Below are 14,228 nucleotides of genomic sequence, written 5' to 3'. Positions count from 1 at the left end.
AAAAAATGGATAAAAATTTTGAAATTATGAAAAATAAGAGTGATAGTAAATTAAAGAAAGAAGCCAATGAAAAAGTATTATTAAATAAAAAATGTTATTGGTGTGGTTCAGAGAGTCGTAAAATTGATTCTCATTCTGTACCAAATTTTGTTTTAAGAAATATTGGAACAGGCATTAAAAAAAATAATATAAAGATAAAAGATATAGATTCTATATTAGAAGATTATAGATTAAAAAAAAAACGATGAATTAGGGAAATTAAAAAAAACCAATAAATCAGGAATATTTAATCTGCTATGTGGAAAATGTGAAAAAACTCTTTTTAATGAATATGAAGAATATTTTAAATCTAATAATACTGAATTTAATATCACAAAACAAAGAATTTTTTCTGAAATTGCATTAAAAAATTTGTTGAGAAATATTTATAAAACAAGAATTATAATGCGTGATATATATATTGGAATGAAAAAAATACAGAATTTAGAATTTTATTTTCCAGAAAAAAGTTTAGGGGAGATAAATAAATTAAAAGAAGAATATAGTGAAAAATTTAAAGATTTTAAAAACTGGAATACAGAGATAGAACAGTATGATAATAGTTATATAATGAGAAATTTTTTAAAAGATAAAAATAATTTTATTTCTAATATAAAATACAAAATGGGTTATCATATATCTTTAGATTATTGTGTTCCATTAGCATTACAAATTTTAACTGAATTTCTTTGGGATTTAGAAGGAAAGGATATTTGTAATGGTAGAAAGCAAATACCTGAAGAAAGAGAATATATACAAATTTGTGTATTTCCACTTGAAAATAAGAGTGAAATTTTTATGTTTGTAGAAGAAAATAATGTATTATATGATAATTTTTTTAAACAATTGAAGGATTTTTCAAAAGAAGAACAATTAAAAAGAATAAATTACATAATTTTTGCTTTTAATGAAGATTATTATTATAGTCCGTTAATAAATTGTAAAATAGAAAAAAAATTAAAAAATATTGCAAGTGAATTTAAAGTTAAAGTTGATAAACAAAAATTAATAGATGAATCATTGATGAAGGAAATTCCTAATTTACTTTCAAAAGAATATTCAATAGAAAATTTAAAAAAAGAAAATATTTGAATTAAGAGGAAATTATTATGATAAAAAATTCAAAATCTGAAATAAAAAAATTAGAAGAAGAACTAAGCAATATTGAAAAATTATTTTTAAACTACAAAGAGGAATATGAAAAAACAGATTTAGACTGGGATAATGAGGTTGGGAAAGAAATTTGGTACAATGATGAAAGTAAAAAATCAAAATAAATAAAAATCTTTAAAAAAGGATGTGTTAAAGATGGAAAGTACAATAAATACCCTAAAATATGGAAATATTGAAATTGCAGTTGCAAATAGAGGAGCAGAATTACAAAGTTATAAAGTAAATGGAGAAGAGTTTATGTGGGATAGAAAGCCTGAATTTTGGGCTGCCAGCTCACCTGTGCTGTTTCCGTTTGTTGGGACTATAAAAAATGGGGCTTATAGTTTTGATGGAAATAAATATGAGATTTCTACACGGCATGGGTTTGCTCGGACTGAAGATTTTGAACTAGTTGAGAAGACTGAAAATTCTTTGAAGTTTAGATTTTTTTCAAATAACGAAACTTTGAAAAAATATCCATTTGAGTTTGAACTTTTTATAACTTATACAATTAATGGAAATGCTTTGGAAATTGAGTACAATGTTGTAAATAAAAATGATTCTGATATGTATTTTTCGCTTGGAACACATCCTGCATTTGCACTTGATGTAAATGATGACATAAAATTGAGTGATTATTATTTGGAATTTGAGAAAAATGAGACTTCAAAGAAATATAAATTGAATGAAAAAGGGCTTGTTTTAGATGAAAAAGCTGATTGCTTGAATAATGAGAATAAATTGTATATTACTGAAAATGTATTTGATGATGATGCGATAATATTCGATGATTTGAAATCAGAAAAAGTTACAATAAAAAATAGTAAAAATTCTAAAAAATTAAGTGTTGAATATAACGGGTTTCCTTATATTGCATTTTGGAGCAAGCCAAAAGCACCGTTTGTGTGCATAGAACCTTGGTATGGAATTTCAGATTTTGAAGATTGCACAGGAAAATTGGAAGATAAAAAAGGGATTTTAAAATTGGAAAAAGATAAGACTTTTACTGCAAAGTTAGTAATTAAAGGAATATTATAAAAATTATACAAATAAAAAAGAGATAAACTCTTTTTTGAAACATTGAAATAAAAATAATGCGTAAAGAAAGGAGAACATCTCTGAAAAAAAGGAGGTGTGGAGAAAATGGCAAAAAGAGATTATTATGAAGTGCTTGGGGTAAGTAAAGATGCGAGCGAATCAGATATAAAAAAGGCATATAGAAAAGCAGCAATGAAATATCATCCAGATAAATTTTCTAATTCGTCAGATGCAGAAAAAAAGAATGCTGAAGAAAAATTTAAAGAAATAAATGAAGCGTATGAAATTTTGTCAGATCCACAGAAAAAAGCAGCTTATGACCAGTATGGACATGCGGCATTTGAAAATGGTGGCGGCGGTACTGGAGCTGGAGGTTTTAGTGGAGGCTTTAGCGGATTTGGAAATGGTCAAGGATTTGATTTTGACGATTTAGGAGATATTTTTGGAAGCTTTTTTGGTGGCGGTGGAAGAAGCCGAAGTCAAGGTCCGAAAGTTAATCAAGGTGATGATTTGAGATATAATCTTACCTTAACGTTGGAAGAAGTCGCAAATGGTGTAGAAAAAGAGATTAAATATAAAAGAGATGGAAAATGTAAATCTTGTCACGGCTCTGGATCAGAAGCTGGAAGCCATATGAAAACTTGTACAAAATGTAATGGTTCAGGACATATAAGAATGCAGCAAAGATCCATTTTTGGAATGCAAGTGATGACACAGGAATGTGATGTATGTCATGGAACTGGAAAAGTACCTGAAAAAGCTTGTAGTCATTGTCATGGAACTGGAATAGAGCATGAAACGGTTACAAGAAAAATAAAAATACCAGCAGGAGTCGAAACTGGTCAAAGACTTGTCGTAAGAGATGGTGGAAATGCTGGAAGAAATGATGGAATCTACGGAGATTTATACATATTTATAACCGTGAAAAAACATGAAATTTTTGATAGACAAGGACTTGATATTTATTGTGATGTACCAGTTGGAATTACAACAGCAATTTTAGGTGGAGAAGTCGAAGTACCTACTCTTAACGGAAAAGTAAAAATAAAAATAGCTGAAGGGACACAAAACGGAAAAGAATTTAAGTTGAGGGAAAAAGGAATAAGCTATGGAGCTAGAAAAGGTTCTGAAATAGTGAGAATAAAAATAGAAACTCCAACAAACTTATCTGAAAAACAAAAGAAAATTTTAAGAGAATTTGACGGTTCTCTGGAAACTAAAAATTACAAAGAAGGAAAATCATTTAAAGATAAAATAAAAAGATTCTTTAGTAAATTTGAAAATTAAACGGTGAAATTTACTAAATAAGTTAAAGTTTAAATAATGAAAAGTTCAAAAATATTTTTAATAAAAATTAAAATATAAAATTTAATAATTTTAAAAAATAAAAAAATCTGGGGGGATTTAATTATGAAAATAAAATATATTATTATTTTTGTTATGCTTTTAATTGTGGGAAATTTTTTAAGACTTTTTATTGAGGATAAGAATAAGCCAAATATTGAAATCAGTAAAGAAGTGAATTACAAAAAAGAAAAAGCTAAAGAAAGTAATGACTTTACAAAAAAAAAGAAAAAATTTGATGTAAATAGTGTCGAATACGCAGATTTGTTAAAATTAGGGTTTTCAAAATCAAAAGCAGAAAATATTATAAAGTTTCGTGATGAAACTGGGATAATTTTAGATATTGAAGAGATGAAAAATATTGAAAGGTTTGGAAAATCGGGATTGGAAACTACTAAAAAATATCTTTTTGTGGATAAGGAAAAAATAAAAAATCCAAAAGAAAATTATGGCAGGGAAATTATGAAATATAATATTAACAAATGTAGCGAAAAAGAATTAAAGAGAATAGGATTTACAACGAAGGAAATAAAAAAAATACTTTTAGAACTTGATAGTGGAAATATTCGTTCAAATTTAGATTTGGAAAAAATTATTGGGAATAAGAGATATTTGGAAATGGAAGATAAAGTAAAATTTATTGATTAATCTATTGAATTAATAAAAAAGTTAAGAGTGTGTATAAAAAAATTACACCCTCTTTTTGTTTTTTTATTTAGAATTTTTATTTACTCATCAAATCTTTAAAATATTCCACAACAAATTCAGCACATTTCACTCCATCAACGGCAGCAGACATTATTCCACCAGCATATCCAGCACCTTCTCCACAAGGCATAATTCCTTCGATATTGGCAAAAAATTTTTCATTTCTTGGAATTTTTACAGGAGATGAACTTCTACTTTCTACACCAGTTAAAATGGCGTCATAATTTGCAAATCCTTTTATTTTTTTGTCCATAAGCGTTATTCCTTCTTTTAGAGAAGAGTTTATATATTCAGGAAAAATCTGATTTAAGTCGGCAAATTTGTAATCTGCAAGGTAACTTGGCTTTACATTTCCCAATTTTTTTGAAACTTTGTTATTTAAAAAATCTCCAAATAGCTGAACGGGAGCTTTGTAGTCACTTCCACCAAGAATAAAGGCTTTTTCTTCCAATTTTCGCTGAAACTCAATTCCAGCAAGAACTGAATTTCCTTCAAAATCATCTGGAAAAACATTTACTAAAATTGCCGAATTTGCGTTTTCTAAATTTCTTTTAGAATAACTCATTCCATTTACAACTAACCTATTTTCTTCACTTGCAGACGGTACTACAACTCCGCCGGGACACATGCAAAAAGTGTAAACTCCTCTTCCATTAGAAGTTTTGACATTTAATTTGTACTCGGCAGATGGCAACTTATCAGCAAATTTTCCGTATTGAGCTCTATTTATCATACTTTGCTTGTGTTCGATTCTAACTCCCACAGAAAAAATTTTTCGCTCCATTTGGACTTTTTGTTCATTTAACATATAAAATGTTTCTCTTGCGCTATGTCCAATCGCTAAAACTGCGATATTCGTTGAGATAGTGTATTTCTTTTCATTTTCTAAATCTTCAACTTCGATTTCTTTTAATTTATTGTTTTCGTAATTAATTTTTGTAAGTTTTGTGCAAAATCTATATTCTCCGCCGAGGCTTTCAATTTTTTTTCTGATATTTTTCATAATTCCAATAAGTTTGTCCGTTCCAATGTGCGGTTTTGACATGTAACTTATTTTTTTCTCGGCTCCTGCTAAAATCAGCTCATCATAAATTTTTTGCATTCTAAAATTATTCGTGTTAGTGTTTAATTTTCCGTCAGAAAAAGTGCCAGCTCCACCTTCACCAAATTGTACATTTGAATATTTATTCAATTTTCTTGTCTTAAAAAAATTGTAGACATCTTTTTTTCTCTCGTCGACATTTTTTCCCTGCTCAATAATAATCGGTTTAAGCCCAGCTTCAGCCATCACAAGTCCCGCAAAAATTCCAGCAGGTCCGCTTCCAACTACAACGGGTCTTTTTATTTTCTCATTTTCAGAAAAATTTTCTATTTTTGAAATAGAATAAATTTGTTTTTCAAATTTTTTTATATTTTTAATATTTTCAAATTTTTTTTCGTTTTCAAGCTCGATATTTACAGCATAGACAAAGACAACATTATTTTTTTTTCTAGCGTCAATTGCCTGTCCTGCAATTTCAAAACTTTTTATCTCATTTTTATTAATTTTATAAAGTTTGCAGACAACATTTTTTAAGTCGTTCTCGTTGTGTTTTACAGGCATTTTTATATTATTAATTTTAAGCATTTCTTTTCCTCTCACATTTTTTTTATTAAATATTTTCTCCAGCAAATTTTCCACTCGCCCACGCCCAATGCAGATTAAATCCACCACATTCACCATAGACATCCATAACTTCTCCAGCAAAATAAAGCCCTTTTGTTTTTTTTGATTCCAAATTTTCTAGATTTATTTCGCTCAAAGGAATTCCGCCGGCGGTAACTTGTGCGTTTTTAAAGCCGTTTGTATCCAATATTTTTATTTTATATTTTTTTAGAGTAGTGCATATTTTTTTTATTTCATTGTCGGTAAGTTCTGAAATATTTTTTGACAATTTTGGAATTCCCGACATTTTAGTCAAAAATTGACCTAATTTTTTGTTAATCATTCCATTAAAATATTGCTCCATTGTCATATTTTTTAGTATTTCCCTTCTTTTTTTCAAAATTGTAAAAAGATTATTATAATCAAATTTTGGCATAAAATCAACTTCAAATTCAACTTCTTTGTAAAGCGGAAAAACAAAAGAAATATTAAAGACGACATTTCCCGAAATTCCGTAATCAGTAAATAGCAGCTCTCCTTCATAGGTACAAATTTTCTCAAATTTATCTTCATTTTTTCCAAAAGCGCTGACTTTTGCATCTAATTTTATTCCACGCAGTCCTTTTATTTTGTGCTTTTCAGTTTTTAGCTGAACAATTGTTGGTACAAGTTTTGTTAAACTGTGACCAAAATTTTCTGCAATTTGGTAGCCGCTTCCATTTGAGCCAAGTTCAGGGTAAGAAATCCCACCCGTTGCAAGAATTATTTTTTTCGAGTTAATTTGTCTTTTATCTTCGGAAAAAATTTTAAATTCAAACATTTCTTTTGTGACTTTTGTGACATAAAAATCCGTATAAATAGGAATTCTAAGGTTTTGTGCATAAAATCTGAGTCCATCTACAATTGATGCCGCTTGTCCACTAAGTGGATAAAGTTTTCCACGACTTTCTTCGTTGCAAATGATTCCAACTTTATTTTCAAAAAAGTCAATTACATCAGTTGGCAAAAAATTATTTAAAATATGATTTATATCCTGTTTTTGTTTTTCAATCCCAAAGTAATTTTCATTTGTTGCATTGACATTACTCAAATTACATCGTCCATTTCCCGTGACCAAAACTTTTTTCAAAATTCTATCTTTTCGCTCTAAAATAACGACATCTCTTCCATTTTTTTTAGCAGTGATCGCTGCCATAAGTCCAGCTGCTCCACCGCCAATAACAGTTACTTCTGTTTTCAATTTTATACTCCTTATCAAATTGTTAAATTAAAATTTTTTATATTATTAAATAAATTATATCATTTTAGTCGTTTTTTTTCATCAAAATTTTAAAAGTTTTATTATAAATTTAGTTATATTTTCTTTGACAATATATTTTTTTTGTAGTAAAATTTATATATTGAAAAAAATTTTATTATTTTTAGATATAATTTTAATTTGAGAGTTTAGGAGGGAAAATGAAAAAAAGGACATTAGTTTTAGTGTCGCTCGTATTGACAATTTTAATATTTTTTACAGCTTGTGGGAAAAAAGAAGTGAAAAATCCAAATGCAAAGACAGGTAAAAAATATATTATTGCAGTAGATCTGATTTATCCGCCGTTTTCTTTTAAGGAGAACAATGTGGATAAGGGAATTGATGTTGATTTGATGAAGGCGGTGGCAAAAACTCAAGGATTTGAAGTGGAAATTCAGCCGATGGATTTTGGAGGAATTATTCCTGCGATGGAATCTGGGCAAATTGATGGTGCGATTGCGGGAGCGAATATTACTGAGGAGAGAAAAAAGGTTGTTGATTTTTCTGATCCATATTACGATACAGGAATTGTTGCGATAATTCATAGAGATAATAATACGATAAAAACTGGAAAAGATTTGGTTGGAAAAAGACTTGCGGTTAAAAGTGGAACTGCAGGGGAAAGATATGTTCAAGAAAATTTGAAGGGAAAATCTGAAGTAAGAATTTATGATGACACAGTTTCAATGTTAAAGGCGGTTGAAAATAAACAGGCTGATGCGGGATTTGAAGATTTACCGGTAGTTTTGTACACTTTGAATCAAGATCCAGATACACAGTTAAAAGTTGGAACTGGAAAGCTGACAAATGTTGGAAATGGATTTATGGTAAAAAAGGGGACTCACAAAGAGTTGCTGGAAGAGTTTAATAAAGGTTTGAAGACTTTAAGACAAAATGGCGAATATCAAAAAATTGTGGATAGATACACTAAAGGTGGAAAAACTGTGGAAAAAGGCGGAATTGCTGGAGTTATTGATTCTTACAGGGGAATTTTGACTGGTTACGGACTGAAATTTTTAAGAGGACTTGCGATTACCATCTATATCACAGTTGTTTCGTTATTTTTTGCAACATTGATTGGTTTAGGAATAGGATATTTAAATTTTGTGCCGACGGATAAAAAAGGTTTTCACTCGAAAATGATAAAAGTTTCGCAATTTTTAGGAAAAGAATATATTGATTTAATAAGAGGAACGCCACTTATGGTTCAGACAATATTCTTTTATTTCGGAGTTGTGCCGCTGCTTCCAAAACTTTTAAAATTGACATTTCATTTGAGCAGTGAGCCAGGAATGCTTTCTCCTGAAATTTCAGGGATAATTATAATCGCACTAAATGCTGGAGCATTTTTAGCTGAAATTTTTAGAGGCGGAATACAGGCGATAGACAAAGGACAAATGGAGGCGGCTAGAAGTTTGGGGCTTTCTTTTAACAAGTCTATGACTAAAGTAATTTTGCCACAGGCTATTAAAAATATGATTCCTGCCATTTTAAATCAGTTTATAAGTTCACTAAAAGACACTTCCTTATTAGTTGTAATTGGAGTGGCAGATTTGATGAAAGAAGGGCAAGTTGCTTATAAAACTAATTTTAAAACATTTGAAACGATGCTTATAGTTGCGGCAATTTACTATATAGTAATTAAATTATTGTCTAAATTGTTCAAGAAAGTGGAGGATAAGTTAAAAGTATGATTAAAGTAGAAAATTTGAAAAAACAGTATGGAGATAATGTTGTTTTAAAAGATATAAGCCTTTATGTAGAAAAAGGGGAAGCGATAAGTGTGATTGGGCCGTCAGGTTCGGGGAAAAGTACATTTTTAAGATGTATAAATGGGCTTGAAGAACTATCTGACGGACATATTTGCGTGGATGAATTTGACCTTGCGGATAAAAATTTGAACATTGACAAATTTCGTGAAAAAGTTGGAATGGTTTTTCAAAATTTTAATTTATTTCCACATTTAACAGTTTTGCAAAATATAACTTTAGCTCCAGTAACGCTAAAAAAAGCGGCAAAGCCAGAAGCTGTAAAATTGGGAAAAGAACTGCTTGAAAAAGTTGGACTTTTAGATAAAGCCGATGTTTATCCATCAAGTTTGTCTGGTGGGCAAAAACAAAGAGTGGCAATTGCAAGAGCTCTCGCTATGAAACCGGAAGCATTACTGTTTGATGAGCCAACAAGTGCATTAGATCCTGAGATGGTTGGAGAAGTTTTGAAAGTTATGAAGGATTTGGCTAAAGAAGGAATGACAATGATTGTCGTGACGCATGAAATGGGATTTGCAAGGGAAGTTTGTGACAGAGTCATTTTTATGGCTGACGGTGAAATTGTGGAGCAGGGAAAACCTGAAGAAGTGTTTTTGAATCCGAAAAATGAGAGAACTCAGAATTTTTTGAAAGTTTTATAAAAAATTTATTTTTAAAAGTTAAAAAAAATAATTATGAATTTTATTTATATAAAAATAAATATGATTATTGTAAAAAATAGTAAGATTTTATTCTTACTATTTTTATTTTTTATTAATTTTAAATTAAAAATATATTGACAAAATTCAAAAAATATTGTATAAATAATTAATAAAATATTAAATAAAAAAAGGAGGACAAAAAATGAATGGGAGAATTGTAAAGTTTAAAAGTGAAAAAACCTTTGGAAAAAAAGCAAAAAAAGGTTTTACGCTTATTGAAGTGATATTGGTCGTGGCAATTATTACGATAATTTCTGCGATTGCAATACCGCAAGTTGGAAAATATTTGAATAAAGCTAATAGGAGTAAAGTTATTGGGGCAATTTCCGAGTTAAATAACACGACAACATCTTGGAGTATTGACCACAGCGGAGATGCACCGAAAAATTTGCAGGATATTTTGACGGAGCAAGGAAATTTGAATAAACTTGGAATTGGGCTGGATAGCAGCGGAAAATTTAAAATTGGGAATATTCAAGGTCAAATAATCTATCAGAATGGAGAAATTTATGCTAAGATCGCTGCAAATAGCAAGGCTTTTCCTGGAGAAGAGATAAAAAGATGATGACAATCATTTTGTTGGTTTTAAAATATTTTACATTTTTTAGTATTTTTATAAATGATATGAAAAAAAGCTGATATATGACAGGGATATTTTATTTTTAGTTCTAATAGGATTATTTTCTGCTGTTAAATTTAATGATCTGGGAAATTATTATTTGGGAGCGAGTGGCTATTTAATGCCGTTGTTGGCACTTTATATTTTGGAAGATTATTTTAAAAAAAGTTTGATTGGCTTTGGAGATGTGAAGCTTATGATGGGAATAGGAGGGTTGTTTCGATACAGCGGAGTCGAAAATATTTTTAAGTTCTATACAATGTTGTATATATTTTCAGGAATTGTCGTATTATTTTTACTTTTTTTTAAAAAACTTCAAAAATGTGAATATATTCCGTTTGCACCATTTATTATTGCAAGTTACATCTTTTTTAATCATTTTAAAATATTTTTTGGTTAAAAGAGAAAAGAGAAAAAGAGAAAAAGGGGAAAAATAAAAAGATGAAAAAAGGTAAGGGAGAAACTTTAGTTGAAAGTTTAATTTCAATGTTTTTTGTAACACTCGCGATTGTTCCGTTGTCAAATTTGTTTTTAAAAACTTTAAAGACGAATACGAAAATAGATAATGTAAATCTTCAGAATATAGAAATTTCAAATATGATTGAGCTCATAAAAGTTAAAAAATATGAAGAAATGAATAATTTTTCTGGAAAATATGAAATTGCAGATACAAATGATTTTTATAATAAATTTTTGATTGAGAAAAAATATCAAATTTTAAAAAATATTGATTTTACAAAAAATAAAATTCAAATAAAAATTGAAAAAACAGATGGATTTTATTTGAATGAAAAAGGCGAAAAAGAATATATTTTTAAAATAATTGCAAATAAAATGAACGATTATTATTTTCCAAATTTTTTATAGTGTAAAAAATAAATTTAAATAAATCTGAAAAGAGGAAAAATTGTGAAAAATAAAAAAAGAGGTTATTTGCTTTTAGAAATTATGCTAAGTATGTTTTTATTTTCAGTCATAGTTTTTGTAGTTTCGATTTTTTTGAAAAGAGTTGTCATAATTGAGAAAATGAAAAAAAATAATCAGAAAAGTTATGAAAATTTGTATTTTTCGTTGGATAAAATTGTGGAAAATTTGAAAAATAGAGATAAAGAAGAATTTTTTTATGAAAATGAAAAGAAAAATATTCATATTTTTAAAGATAAAATTGTTTATAAAACAGATGGAATCTTATATAAAATTGAATTTGAAAATAAAAAAATGTATATTTCGGATACGGAAAATAAAAGTAGTTTTGGAAGTAGAACAGTGATTTCAAATTTAGAAAATTTAGAATTTGAAAAAATTGGCGAAATTCTTGTCATAAAAATAAAAAATTTTGGAAAAGATGAAATTAGAGTTGTGAAAATATAATAAAAGGAGATTTTTTAAAATGAAAAAAAAAATTTAGGTGCAAGTCTTATTTATGTGTTAATTGCACTCTCGATGATAACTGTGTTTTCGACAAATTTTATATTTTTTGTAAAACAAAAATCGGATATAATTTTTTTGAAAAATACAGAAAAAAAATTAAATAAAAAAATTTTTGTTGAAAAAGAGTTGGAAAATGCTAAAAGAATTGAAAGAAATGGTGTGATTTTTGAAAATAATCAAGTCGAAATAGAAAAAGAAGAATTTTATTTCGATACGAATTTACAAAAAATAAAAAATGATTTGAGATCAGAAAAATTGATATTCTTGCCAAAAAATGTGCAAAGTATTGGTGGCTTTGTGGTAAAAAGTATTAAAGACAGTAGTGAAAATGAATATTTTTTGCCACTTGATAAAAATACAGTTTATGGTGATTTGGAAGTTATTTTTGAAAGAAAAATTTTGGATATGGAAATTTTTTATAAAGAGAAAATTTCTTTTAAGCGAAAAAATGCAACACTTGTGGAAATGAGTGTTTTGAGCAGTGAAATTTTAAAATAGAGGAGGAATTTTTTGGAAAGTTTGAAGATATATTTAAGAAGCGAAAATAAAATTTATCTTTTTTATGAAAATGAAATATATTTTTATGAAAATCAGGAATTATCAAATGTTTTGGAAAATTTTTTGGAAGAAAATAGTTTTGACAAAACGGAATTTAAAAAAAATGTGGAAGTCAGTTTTATTTTGCATTTTTCATATTTTGATTTTGAAAATTTTCAAAATTTTGAAGAAGAAAAAAATAAAGGTAAAAATAGAAACGAAGACAAAAACGAAAATGAAAAAGAAAATAAAGATAAAAATAAAAATTATGAAATGAAAAAAATTTTTAAAAATAATAAATTTGTTTGTAAAAAATTTATTCTAGATTATGTAAATGGTGAATATTTGAATCTTTATTTGGAAAAAAATAAAATTTCAAGTTTAAAAAAAATAGTAAAAAATTATTTTTTGAAAATTTCGGAAATAAAAATTGATTTTCAAGCGATTTATAATTTTTATAAAAATAAAAATTTAGAATTTGAAAGTGAGAATCAAAATCAAAATCAGAAAGAAAATAAAAATAATTATGAAGAAGAAAAAAATAAAGAAGAAAATTTATTTTTTGAAAATCAAAAAGAAAATAAAAATAAAAAAGAAGATGAAGAAATTAAAATTGTTCAAATAGAAGATATTGGTGTTGAACAAACTATAGACAAAGAAAGTTTGGAAAATGAAAATTTGAAAAGTGAAAAAATTGAAATTTTTCAAATTGGGGAAGAAAATAGTTTACGCATGGTAATTTTTGACGAAAAGATAACGGAATTGGGAAAAGTTGAGTTAAGACTTTCTGATATTGGAGAAATTAGTGAATTTGACTTTGGGGATATGATTGTTTTTACTGATACGGAAGAAGAAATTAAAATGATTTTTTCAGGTAGTGAACTTTTTGAAAATCCAAATTTTGCGGAAAATGAAAATTTTTTTGATGCAAAAAGTTTGAAAGAGATAAAAATTTTGGATGTGGCGACAGTTTTATTTTTGTTTCTTGTATATTTTCTTTTGAGTAATTTTATGAATAATGAAAAATTAAAAAAAGAAAATGAAAATATAAAAGTTCAGACGAAAATTTTGGAAAAAAATTATTTGAAAAAGAAAGATGAAGAAGTTCCGAATTATACGAAAGAATTAAAAATATTAAAAGATATTGATAATTCGATTGAGCGTGATGAGTTTTACTCATATATAAAATTTTTAGTTGAAAATAGTAAAAAAGGGGTAGATTATACAAAAATTAATTATGAAAATTCAAAGTGGACGGTTTCTGGCGAGTTAAAAAATTTTGAGAATTTTGAAAAATTTGAAAATAGTATTTTGAAAAAATATCCCAATTCTGAACTTGGGTATTTAAAAGATAACGATGAAGCGACAATGTTTGAATATGTCATTAAATAATTTTAGGAAAAGTGGGAAAAGTATAAAATGAGAAAAATAAATTTAAAAATGATGATAATTGCTTTAATTGTAGTTTTTTTTGTGATAAACTTAAATTCAAAGTATAGTGAGCACAAAGAACTTTTGGAAAATAAAAAATTACTTTTGGAGAATAAAAAAAATTTTGAGAAAAAAATTATTGAAATAGAAACTGAAAAATCACTTGAAAAAGAAAAGAATATGGCTGATTACGATAAAATTATGATGTTGACAAGAAGACTTTCTTTTTTTTCAATAAAAAATGAATCAGAGTTTAAAAAGATGATTTATATTTTTGCTCATGAAAGTGATTTAAAAGTGAAAGAAATTTCAAAATCAGAAAATGTCTGGGAGAAAAATGGATATAAATTAAAATATATTCATTTTACAACTTTTGGAAGTTTAAATGATTTTGGGAAGTTTTTGTATTTAATTAATAAAAGTAAAAGATATATTGATACTTCAAGATTGTTTATTGAGCTTACAAGCGATGAATTTAAAATTTCGATAGGGTTTATTGAGAAAAAATTGTAAAAGT

Annotated in this window: 17 protein-coding genes; 15 read left to right on the top strand and 2 right to left on the bottom strand. The window is 27.2% G+C overall.

Annotated features, from left to right (window positions below):
• Nucleotides 1-5: 5 nt before the first annotated feature.
• The 6 genes from BCB68_RS00810 to BCB68_RS00790 all read left to right on the top strand — a co-directional run bounded on the left by BCB68_RS00810 (nucleotide 6) and on the right by BCB68_RS00790 (nucleotide 4,221).
• Nucleotides 6-248, top strand: coding sequence for a hypothetical protein (locus tag BCB68_RS00810; RefSeq protein ID WP_094079107.1), 243 nt, complete (start codon nucleotides 6-8; stop codon nucleotides 246-248).
• 217 nt (nucleotides 249-465) lie between these two features.
• Nucleotides 466-1,131: a hypothetical protein gene (locus tag BCB68_RS00805; protein WP_157697331.1), complete on the top strand. Its 666-nt coding sequence runs from the start codon at nucleotides 466-468 to the stop codon at nucleotides 1,129-1,131.
• 17 nt (nucleotides 1,132-1,148) lie between these two features.
• Nucleotides 1,149-1,316, top strand: coding sequence for a hypothetical protein (locus tag BCB68_RS10455; RefSeq protein ID WP_157697330.1), 168 nt, complete (start codon nucleotides 1,149-1,151; stop codon nucleotides 1,314-1,316).
• Between the two features lie 31 nt (nucleotides 1,317-1,347).
• The gene (locus BCB68_RS00800; protein ID WP_094079105.1) at nucleotides 1,348-2,229 is read left to right on the top strand and encodes an aldose 1-epimerase family protein; all 882 of its coding nucleotides are present in this window, start codon (nucleotides 1,348-1,350) and stop codon (nucleotides 2,227-2,229) included.
• A gap of 105 nt (nucleotides 2,230-2,334) precedes the next feature.
• Complete coding sequence (gene dnaJ / locus BCB68_RS00795; RefSeq protein ID WP_094079104.1) at nucleotides 2,335-3,516, top strand: molecular chaperone DnaJ; 1,182 nt, start codon at nucleotides 2,335-2,337, stop codon at nucleotides 3,514-3,516.
• A gap of 123 nt (nucleotides 3,517-3,639) precedes the next feature.
• The gene (locus BCB68_RS00790; RefSeq protein WP_094079103.1) at nucleotides 3,640-4,221 is read left to right on the top strand and encodes a helix-hairpin-helix domain-containing protein; all 582 of its coding nucleotides are present in this window, start codon (nucleotides 3,640-3,642) and stop codon (nucleotides 4,219-4,221) included.
• Between the two features lie 76 nt (nucleotides 4,222-4,297).
• On the opposite strand, the gene BCB68_RS00785 is transcribed toward BCB68_RS00790, so the two are convergent.
• Nucleotides 4,298-6,010 (bottom strand): NAD(P)/FAD-dependent oxidoreductase, encoded by a 1,713-nt coding sequence (locus BCB68_RS00785; RefSeq protein WP_335621985.1) that lies wholly within the window; start codon nucleotides 6,008-6,010, stop codon nucleotides 4,298-4,300.
• The gene (locus BCB68_RS00780; RefSeq protein ID WP_094079102.1) at nucleotides 5,934-7,166 is read right to left on the bottom strand and encodes an aminoacetone oxidase family FAD-binding enzyme; all 1,233 of its coding nucleotides are present in this window, start codon (nucleotides 7,164-7,166) and stop codon (nucleotides 5,934-5,936) included. The genes BCB68_RS00785 and BCB68_RS00780 overlap by 77 nt, the downstream gene beginning before the upstream one ends.
• 218 nt (nucleotides 7,167-7,384) lie before the next feature.
• On the opposite strand from BCB68_RS00780, the gene BCB68_RS10760 reads away from it, so the two are divergent.
• The 9 genes from BCB68_RS10760 (at nucleotide 7,385) to BCB68_RS00735 (ending at nucleotide 14,224) form a co-directional block, all read left to right on the top strand.
• Entirely contained in the window at nucleotides 7,385-8,917 is a 1,533-nt protein-coding gene (locus BCB68_RS10760; protein ID WP_094079101.1) for an ABC transporter substrate-binding protein/permease, read from the top strand.
• Entirely contained in the window at nucleotides 8,914-9,633 is a 720-nt protein-coding gene (locus BCB68_RS00770) for an amino acid ABC transporter ATP-binding protein (protein ID WP_094079100.1), read from the top strand. The genes BCB68_RS10760 and BCB68_RS00770 overlap by 4 nt, the downstream gene beginning before the upstream one ends.
• A 202-nt stretch (nucleotides 9,634-9,835) precedes the next feature.
• The gene (locus tag BCB68_RS00765) at nucleotides 9,836-10,258 is read left to right on the top strand and encodes a type II secretion system protein (RefSeq protein WP_094079099.1); all 423 of its coding nucleotides are present in this window, start codon (nucleotides 9,836-9,838) and stop codon (nucleotides 10,256-10,258) included.
• A gap of 70 nt (nucleotides 10,259-10,328) precedes the next feature.
• On the top strand, nucleotides 10,329-10,712 hold the full coding sequence (locus BCB68_RS10755) for a prepilin peptidase (protein ID WP_335621989.1): 384 nt from the start codon (nucleotides 10,329-10,331) through the stop codon (nucleotides 10,710-10,712).
• Nucleotides 10,713-10,753: 41 nt separating this feature from the next.
• Nucleotides 10,754-11,179 carry a type IV pilus modification PilV family protein gene (locus BCB68_RS00755; protein ID WP_094079098.1) on the top strand — a complete coding sequence of 142 codons (426 nt, stop codon included), beginning with the start codon at nucleotides 10,754-10,756 and terminating at the stop codon, nucleotides 11,177-11,179.
• Nucleotides 11,180-11,221: 42 nt separating this feature from the next.
• A complete protein-coding gene (locus BCB68_RS00750) occupies nucleotides 11,222-11,683 on the top strand; it encodes a hypothetical protein (protein ID WP_237048655.1) in 462 nt (153 codons plus the stop codon).
• Nucleotides 11,684-11,818: 135 nt separating this feature from the next.
• Entirely contained in the window at nucleotides 11,819-12,241 is a 423-nt protein-coding gene (locus BCB68_RS00745; protein ID WP_237048654.1) for a hypothetical protein, read from the top strand.
• A 12-nt stretch (nucleotides 12,242-12,253) separates the two neighbouring features.
• A complete protein-coding gene (locus tag BCB68_RS00740; protein ID WP_094079096.1) occupies nucleotides 12,254-13,672 on the top strand; it encodes a hypothetical protein in 1,419 nt (472 codons plus the stop codon).
• Between the two features lie 27 nt (nucleotides 13,673-13,699).
• Nucleotides 13,700-14,224 carry a hypothetical protein gene (locus BCB68_RS00735; protein ID WP_094079095.1) on the top strand — a complete coding sequence of 175 codons (525 nt, stop codon included), beginning with the start codon at nucleotides 13,700-13,702 and terminating at the stop codon, nucleotides 14,222-14,224.
• The last annotated feature ends 4 nt before the right edge of the window (nucleotides 14,225-14,228 follow it).

The organism is Leptotrichia sp. oral taxon 498, from assembly GCF_002240055.1.
In the GTDB taxonomy this organism is placed as follows: domain Bacteria; phylum Fusobacteriota; class Fusobacteriia; order Fusobacteriales; family Leptotrichiaceae; genus Leptotrichia; species Leptotrichia rugosa.
The sequence above is the reverse complement of the archived record's forward strand: the minus strand, read 5'-3'. Positions and strand labels throughout refer to the sequence as shown.

Excerpts from the sequence above, each read along its gene's own strand:
- BCB68_RS10455 (WP_157697330.1), top strand. The coding sequence starts at position 1,149 with ATGATAAAAAATTCAAAATCTGAAATAAAAAAATTAGAAGAAGAACTA.
- BCB68_RS10760 (WP_094079101.1), top strand. The coding sequence starts at position 7,385 with ATGAAAAAAAGGACATTAGTTTTAGTGTCGCTCGTATTGACAATTTTA.
- BCB68_RS00800 (WP_094079105.1), top strand. The coding sequence starts at position 1,348 with ATGGAAAGTACAATAAATACCCTAAAATATGGAAATATTGAAATTGCA.
- BCB68_RS00735 (WP_094079095.1), top strand. The coding sequence starts at position 13,700 with ATGAGAAAAATAAATTTAAAAATGATGATAATTGCTTTAATTGTAGTT.
- BCB68_RS00770 (WP_094079100.1), top strand. The coding sequence starts at position 8,914 with ATGATTAAAGTAGAAAATTTGAAAAAACAGTATGGAGATAATGTTGTT.
- BCB68_RS00755 (WP_094079098.1), top strand. The coding sequence starts at position 10,754 with ATGAAAAAAGGTAAGGGAGAAACTTTAGTTGAAAGTTTAATTTCAATG.
- BCB68_RS00790 (WP_094079103.1), top strand. The coding sequence starts at position 3,640 with ATGAAAATAAAATATATTATTATTTTTGTTATGCTTTTAATTGTGGGA.
- BCB68_RS00810 (WP_094079107.1), top strand. The coding sequence starts at position 6 with ATGGATAAAAATTTTGAAATTATGAAAAATAAGAGTGATAGTAAATTA.
- dnaJ (WP_094079104.1), top strand. The coding sequence starts at position 2,335 with ATGGCAAAAAGAGATTATTATGAAGTGCTTGGGGTAAGTAAAGATGCG.
- BCB68_RS00785 (WP_335621985.1), bottom strand. The coding sequence starts at position 6,010 with ATGTCTATGGTGAATGTGGTGGATTTAATCTGCATTGGGCGTGGGCGA.
- BCB68_RS00765 (WP_094079099.1), top strand. The coding sequence starts at position 9,836 with ATGAATGGGAGAATTGTAAAGTTTAAAAGTGAAAAAACCTTTGGAAAA.
- BCB68_RS00805 (WP_157697331.1), top strand. The coding sequence starts at position 466 with ATGAAAAAAATACAGAATTTAGAATTTTATTTTCCAGAAAAAAGTTTA.